The organism is Streptomyces sp. NPDC058457 (assembly GCF_042720695.1).
In the GTDB taxonomy this organism is placed as follows: domain Bacteria; phylum Actinomycetota; class Actinomycetes; order Streptomycetales; family Streptomycetaceae; genus Streptomyces.
Genome location: NZ_JBHXLU010000173.1, coordinates 1 through 6,291, shown reverse-complemented (window position 1 = coordinate 6,291; position 6,291 = coordinate 1). Strand labels below are relative to the sequence as shown.

Here is a 6,291-nt window from a genome sequence, read left to right as displayed (position 1 = left end):
GGTCCGCACCGGCCCGCCGCTCTGGTGCGTCACAGGTACTCGGCGATGGCCTTCTCGATCATCGTGCGGGGCTTGGCTCCCACCAGCGTCGTCACGAGCTTCCCGTCGGAGAACAGCAGGAGCGCGGGGATCGAGGAGACACCGTGCCGCCGGGCCGCCCGCGGGCTCTCGTCCAGATTGACCTTCACGATGTCGAGGGCCCCCTCGTGCGCCTCGGCCATCGCGTCGAGGATGGGCCCCATCGCCCGGCACGGGCCGCACCACGGCGCCCAGAAGTCCACGAGCACCGGTCGCCCGGCCCCCTGGACGGCCTCGTCGAAGTCGTCGTCGGTGACGGCGCGGACGACTGCTGCCATGAGCGTGCCTTCCTTCCTCCGCCTGCGCGCGGGACTACGCGAGGGCGGTGATCTTCACGGTGATCGGCGTGGTCATCGTGCCGAAGACGAACTCCTTGGGCGTGCCGTGCCCGGCGACGGCGATGTTGATCGCGGCCGGGTCGTTGAACGCCTGGATCGTCTGGGTCCGCTGCTCCTCGGGGGTGAGCCGGAACATCCACTCCCACTCGGGCCGGACCAGGCCGCGCTCCCGGAAGTCGATGAACGGTGCGACGACGTCCCAGATCCGCGGCCGGATGTTGTGCAGCAGAAACCTCTTCACCGCGTCCTTGCTCAGCCCCGCGTCGGCGAACTTCCTCGCCGTCTCCGGGGGCAGCAGGTAGAACAGCCCGTCCTCGTTGCCTTCGAGGCCGGCCAGGGTGCTCGTCATGAAGCCGACCTGGGTGAGCGTGGGGGTGCGCGCCGCGATGGACCGGATACGGCGGTCCGCCGGGCCGTGGTTGGAGCCGAGGTCCCACTCCCCCACGGTGTGCACCACGGTCACGGTGCTGTCGTCGGGCCGCAGGCCCTGGCCCACCTGGTACGGCTCCCAGGGGCTCTCGTCCTCGTTCTCGCCGAACACCTGGATGTTCTTGCGCACGGTACCGATGGTGTCGAGGTCCATGCGTCCCGGTATCCACGCGCCGAGGTTGCGCAGCGTCAGGGCGACCGCCCGCCCGATGCGGATGTTGACCCGGTTGTTGAGGCCCGGCCCGAGCGGGCTGCGCCCGCTGTTGATGCCGAGCTTCTTCACGAGCGGCCCGTTGACGAGGATCACGGGCGCGAAGGCCCCTGTCGACATCAGGACCGAGAGGTTCATCGGAGGGGGGCACGCGTGGATCGCCTTGAGCGCGGCGACCACGACCGGCAGTTCCTCCGGACGGCACCCGGCCATGGCGGCGTTGACGGCGATCCGCTCCAGGGTTCCGTGGCCGTGCAACGGCGGGACGGTGAGGATCAGTTCGTCCCGGGGCAACCCCTGTGCCTCGATGATGGCCTCCACCTTCGCCCGGGTCGGCGGGTGGAGCGGCAGTCCGTCACCGAAGTCCTTCTGGAGGTAGAACTCGTTGAAGGCCTCGACGGCCGCCACCGGGTCCTGGCCGCCGAAGGTGTACGTCTCCTGCCGCTCCTCGTCGTCCTCCTGCCCGGCGGTGTCGGCCGGGGCGGCGGGAGTCTGGGTGAGGGCCTTGATGATGTCGTCCGCCACCGGCAGCGTCTGCTCGGTCGCCTGTTCCGGCGTGAGCGCGGTGAAGACGCGGGGCACGACCACGTACTGGAGCCCGGGGACGCCGAACACCTTGGCGCTGGTGTCCGTGTCGCGCTCGAAGCCCCGGGCCACGATCGTGACCTGGGGGACGCCCGCCTTCTCGGCCTGCGCGCCGTCGTGGATCAGCCAGGACGTGCAGGCGCCGCAGTCCGCCGTGGCGCCGACGAGGGCGTCGCTCTCCTCGATGGCCCGCCGCAGCAGCCCGGGTTCGAAGCGGATGGAGCCGGGGTAGAGACGGATCTTGAGGTCCGGGTAGGTCTCCTTGATCTTCTCCGCCACCGCCTGGAGCGCGATCTCGGCGTTGGGCTTGCTGTTGGACAGCAGGCCCAGCACCTTCCCGTTCAGTGTGTCCAGTCGCGGGGCCAGGGAGGTCTCCGCGGAGTCCAGCTTGTCCGCGGTCGGATTGACCACCTCAAAGGCGGCCTGGTCTACGCCGGCTTCGATCGTCACGGCTTCTCCTCATGGATTTAGTTATCTGTATCAGTTATACGATTGAACTCATTGGGTTCGTCAATACTCCGGTCGGAGATTGACGGCCGCCGGGACCTCGACGTCAGCAGCCACATCACCGTGACCCCGGTCACCGAGGCGGCGACCACCAGCCACCCCGCCGCCCGCGGCCCCGCCGTCCGGGTCAGCTCGGCGGCCAGATAGGGCGTGAGACCGCCGCCTGCGACGGCGCCGGCGTTGTAGGCGAACGCCACCGCCGTGTAGCGCACCCGGGTCGGGAACGCCTGGGTCAACGTGACGTACATCGACGGCGCCGCCGCGTAGCTGAACGCGAGCGCCAGCACGTACAGGGCGCCGGCCGCGACGAGCGCCCAGGCGCCACCGGAGCGCACACTCCGCATGCCGTACAGCACGGGGAAGACCAGGGCTGCCGAACCGCCGAGGCCCAGCAGCATCGCCGACCGGCGTCCGAAGCGGTCGGTCCACCAGCCGCCCACCAGGAACCCGCCGGCCCCGAGGAACAGGCAGACCGCCGACAGCCAGTACACCTTGATCGCCGACACGGCCAGGACCGAGAGCAGGTAGATGCTCATGTAGTTGACCAGGACGCCGAGCACCATGGTGACGACGAGGTTGAGCACGGCCGAGACCGTGATCATGCGCCAGTGACCGCGCAGCGCGGTGCGCACGGGCGACCGTTCGACCGCTTCGGCCTCGGCCAGGGAACGGAACTCCGGGGAGTCCTCGACCCGCACCCGGTAGACCACCACGGCGAGCGTCATCGCCGCGGACAGCAGCAGCGGGATGCGCCAGCCCCAGTGCGCCATGTCCTTCGCGCCGAGAGTTGTCACCAGCAGGCCGACCACCGCCGGGGAGACGGCGACCCCCAGGCTCGACCCCAGGGGGATGAGTGCCTGGAACCGTCCGCGTCTGCGGCCGCCGTCGGACTCCGCCACCAGCGTGGCGGCGCCCCCGATCTCGCCGCCCGCGCAGAAACCCTGCACCATCCGGACGAGGACCAGCAGGACGGGCGCGGCGACTCCGACGGTGCCGTAGGTCGGCAGCAGCCCCATGAGCGTGGTCGCGCCGCCCATGCCGATGACGGTGACGAGCAGCGCGAAGCGGCGCCCGCGCCGGTCGCCGAGCCGGCCGAAGAACAGCGCGCCGAGCGGGCGGGCGAGATACCCCACCCCGTAGACACCCAGGGAGGCGAGGATCCCCGTGCCCGGGTTGTCCGCCGGGAAGAACAGCGGCGCCGTGTACACGACCAGGAAGCCGTAACAGGTGAAGTCGTAGAACTCGATGAAGGTCCCGAGCATGCTCGCGGTCCCCACCCGTACGGCGTTCGTACGCGTGCGCCTCGAGCCGTTCAGCGCGGACGGGGTCGGCGTGGCTTTCGACATCCTTGTCTCCGCCTGACGGTGTATGAGTGTCTGTGGACTGTCCGGAGCACGCCGGGGGGCGGCCCACGGGGTTCACGGGTGGACGACGACCTTGAAAGTCCCCGGCGGCCTGGAGGCGGCGACCTCGAAGGCGCGCGCGGCCTCGTCGATGCCGAACCGGTGGGTGATCAGGGTCCGGGCGATCTCCGGCCGCTCGGCCAGCATCCGGGCCGAGCAGGCGAACTCCCGCGAGCCCGTGGTGTCCTGGGCGTATCCCATCGAGGGCACGACGCGGGCCTCCTTGAGGAAGGCGGCCATGTGGGGCCAGGTGATGCCGGGTGGAAAGACACCGACCGTCACCACCGTGCCGAGAGGGCGCACGAGCTCGATCGCGCGGTTCAGCCCGCTCTCGCTGCCGCTCGCCTCGACGACGACGTCGTACCGGCCCGACGGACGGGCAGCACCGAGGCGTTCGCCCGCCTCGGCCTGGAAGGGGTGCCTGGCCACCAGGGCCACCTCCGCCGCCTGCATCCGCAGGGCGGCGGCAGCGGCCAGCATCCCGATGGTCCCGGCCCCCACCACGGCGACACGGGTGCCGGGACCGATCTCGCCCCTGCGGCAGGCATGCCAGGACACGGCGCCCGGTTCGACGAGCGCGGCGTCGTCCAGGGACAGTCCCGGCGGCAGCGGCACGAGTGCCGACCGCGGGGCCCGGTAGTACTCCGCCATCCCTCCGGGTACGGTCATGCCGACCACGTCCCGGCCGGCCGCCCGGCACAGGTTGTGCCGGCCGGCGGCGCACCACGCACAGGTGCCGCACCGGGCTATGGCCTCAACGGCCACCGGTGCGCCGTCCGCGGCCGTGGCGGCGATCTCGTGCCCGATGATCTGTGTGCTGCCTCGGCGCAGGTACCTCAGGTCGGAGCCGCAGATACCCACCGCGGCCACCCGGACCAGCTCTCCCGGCCCGCCGGGTTCGTCGGTCTCGACGACCTCGACTCCCGGGGGCACAGAACGGACCGCCTTCATCGCATCCGTCCTCAGGTGAAGTCGTAGTCCTGCGGCCGGAACTTCGCCAGGAGCTCGTGGTACTCCTCCAGCCGCCACGGCACGTTGACCTGCTGCCGGCCGAACTCGTTCACGTAGTAGTTGCGGTCCCTGGACCCCTCGTCGTACCAGATGAGGGAGAGCATCGCCTCGTCGAGCCGGCGGTTGTAGTCCTCGAAGACCTCCTTGCGGACCGTCAGGTAACGGTGGCCCCCCTCGATGAGGGCGACCAGCGCCTCGGCCGTGTAGCGCGCCCAGGTCTCCATCCACACGATCAGCGACCCGGCCCGGTTCTGCGAGTTGGGGCCGTACATGATGAACAGGTTCGGGAAGTCGGGCACCGTGAGGCTGAGGTAGGCACGCGGGCCGCCGCCCGCGGGGGCGCTCCACCGCTCCTCCAGCGTCTCCTCGGCCAGGCCTCGGTAGCGGGTCGGCCACAGGTACTTCTGGGTGGCGAACCCGGTGGCCGTGAAGACGAGGTCGTAGGGGCGCTCCTTGCCGTCGGCCGTACGGATGCCCGTCGGGGTGAACCGCTCGATCTTCTCCGTGACCAGTTCGACGTTGTCCTCCAGCAGCGAGGAGTACCAGTTGTTGTCGACGATGAGCCGGCGGGCCATGGGCGCATGGCTCGGGATGAGCTTCTCCCACAGGTCGGGGCGGTCGCCCAGCTTCGACTTCACGTACTGGGTGAGGCTCGCGCGGTAACCGTCGTTGCCCTCGTTGACGAGACCGCCCGCGGCCTGCCATTCCGGGTCGGGCTCCTGGAGGACCTGGCCGCCCAGCCGCAGGGTCGCGATCGAGTAGCAGTACCAGTTCCAGTAGTAGGGCATCGTGTCCAGCAGCCAGCGGGTCTCCGGGGAGATGGCCTCGCCGTAGCGCTCGCGCGGGCTGATCCACTGCGGGGTGCGCTGGAAGACTCCCACGCTCCGGGCCCGGCTGCGCACCTCGGACATCATCTGCACACCGGTCGAGCCGTTGCCGATGATGGCGACGTCACGGCCGTCCAGCCGCTCCTGGCCCGTGCATTCGGCGGTGTGCACGATCTCGCCGCCGAAATCCTCGATGCCGGGCGTGTCGAGGCGCTTGGGCGTGGCGAACAGCCCGCTCGCGCTCACCACGGCGTTGGCGCTGAGCTGTTGCGGCCGGCCGTCGATGACGGCGTCGATCGTCCACCGGCCCGTCGTCGCGTCGAAGGCGGCTTCCTGCACGTCGCTGTCGAAGCTGATGTGTTCGAAGACGCCGTACTTCTTGGCCACGTGCTGCAGGTAGTCGCGCACCTCGCCGGCCCGCGCGAAGTACTCGGTCCACGGGTAGTTCTTCTCGAAGAAGAACTGATAGAGGAAGTTGGTGGTGTCCACCCGCACGTCCGGGTAGGCGTTGATGCTCCAGGTACCGCCAAGCTCCGGGCGCCGCTCGTAGACCGTGTAGGGGATGCCGAGGTGTTCCAGCTGGACGGCCACGGCGATGCCGCCGAAGCCGGCGCCGATGACCGCCACCTGGAAGCCCTCGGGAATGGACGGCTTGGCGCCCGTCCACCGGGCCAGCCTGGGGTGGTCGTCGAAGGCGGCGAGGTCGCGGCGGTAGGACCAGTCCCGGTCGGTGAGCTCCTCGTTGCGGAACGCCTCGTACATGCGGCGCAGTTCGACGTCGTGGGGGGGGCCGGCGGGGGGAAGCCCGCTCCGTAGGCGGGGGGGAAACCGGCGCGGAGGGCCCCGGCGGGGCCGCCGGCTCCGCTGGGGATAAAACACAAAACGCTCCCCACGAGCCACAT

At 70.2% G+C, this 6,291-nt stretch carries 5 protein-coding genes; all 5 read right to left on the bottom strand.

Annotation, left to right across the window (positions count from 1 at the left end; all coding sequences use genetic code 11):
• Positions 1–29: 29 nt before the first annotated feature.
• Positions 30–356 (bottom strand): thioredoxin, encoded by a 327-nt coding sequence (trxA, locus tag ACFWPS_RS53615; RefSeq protein ID WP_383721799.1) that lies wholly within the window; start codon positions 354–356, stop codon positions 30–32.
• A gap of 34 nt (positions 357–390) precedes the next feature.
• On the bottom strand, positions 391–2,091 hold the full coding sequence (locus tag ACFWPS_RS53610; protein WP_383721797.1) for a hypothetical protein: 1,701 nt from the start codon (positions 2,089–2,091) through the stop codon (positions 391–393).
• A gap of 17 nt (positions 2,092–2,108) precedes the next feature.
• Positions 2,109–3,410, bottom strand: a complete 1,302-nt coding sequence (locus tag ACFWPS_RS53605) for an MFS transporter (protein ID WP_383721795.1) — start codon at positions 3,408–3,410, stop codon at positions 2,109–2,111.
• A 156-nt stretch (positions 3,411–3,566) separates the two neighbouring features.
• The gene (locus ACFWPS_RS53600) at positions 3,567–4,502 is read right to left on the bottom strand and encodes a zinc-binding dehydrogenase (protein ID WP_383721793.1); all 936 of its coding nucleotides are present in this window, start codon (positions 4,500–4,502) and stop codon (positions 3,567–3,569) included.
• Between the two features lie 11 nt (positions 4,503–4,513).
• Complete coding sequence (locus tag ACFWPS_RS53595) at positions 4,514–6,151, bottom strand: flavin-containing monooxygenase (protein ID WP_383721791.1); 1,638 nt, start codon at positions 6,149–6,151, stop codon at positions 4,514–4,516.
• Positions 6,152–6,291: the final 140 nt, after the last annotated feature.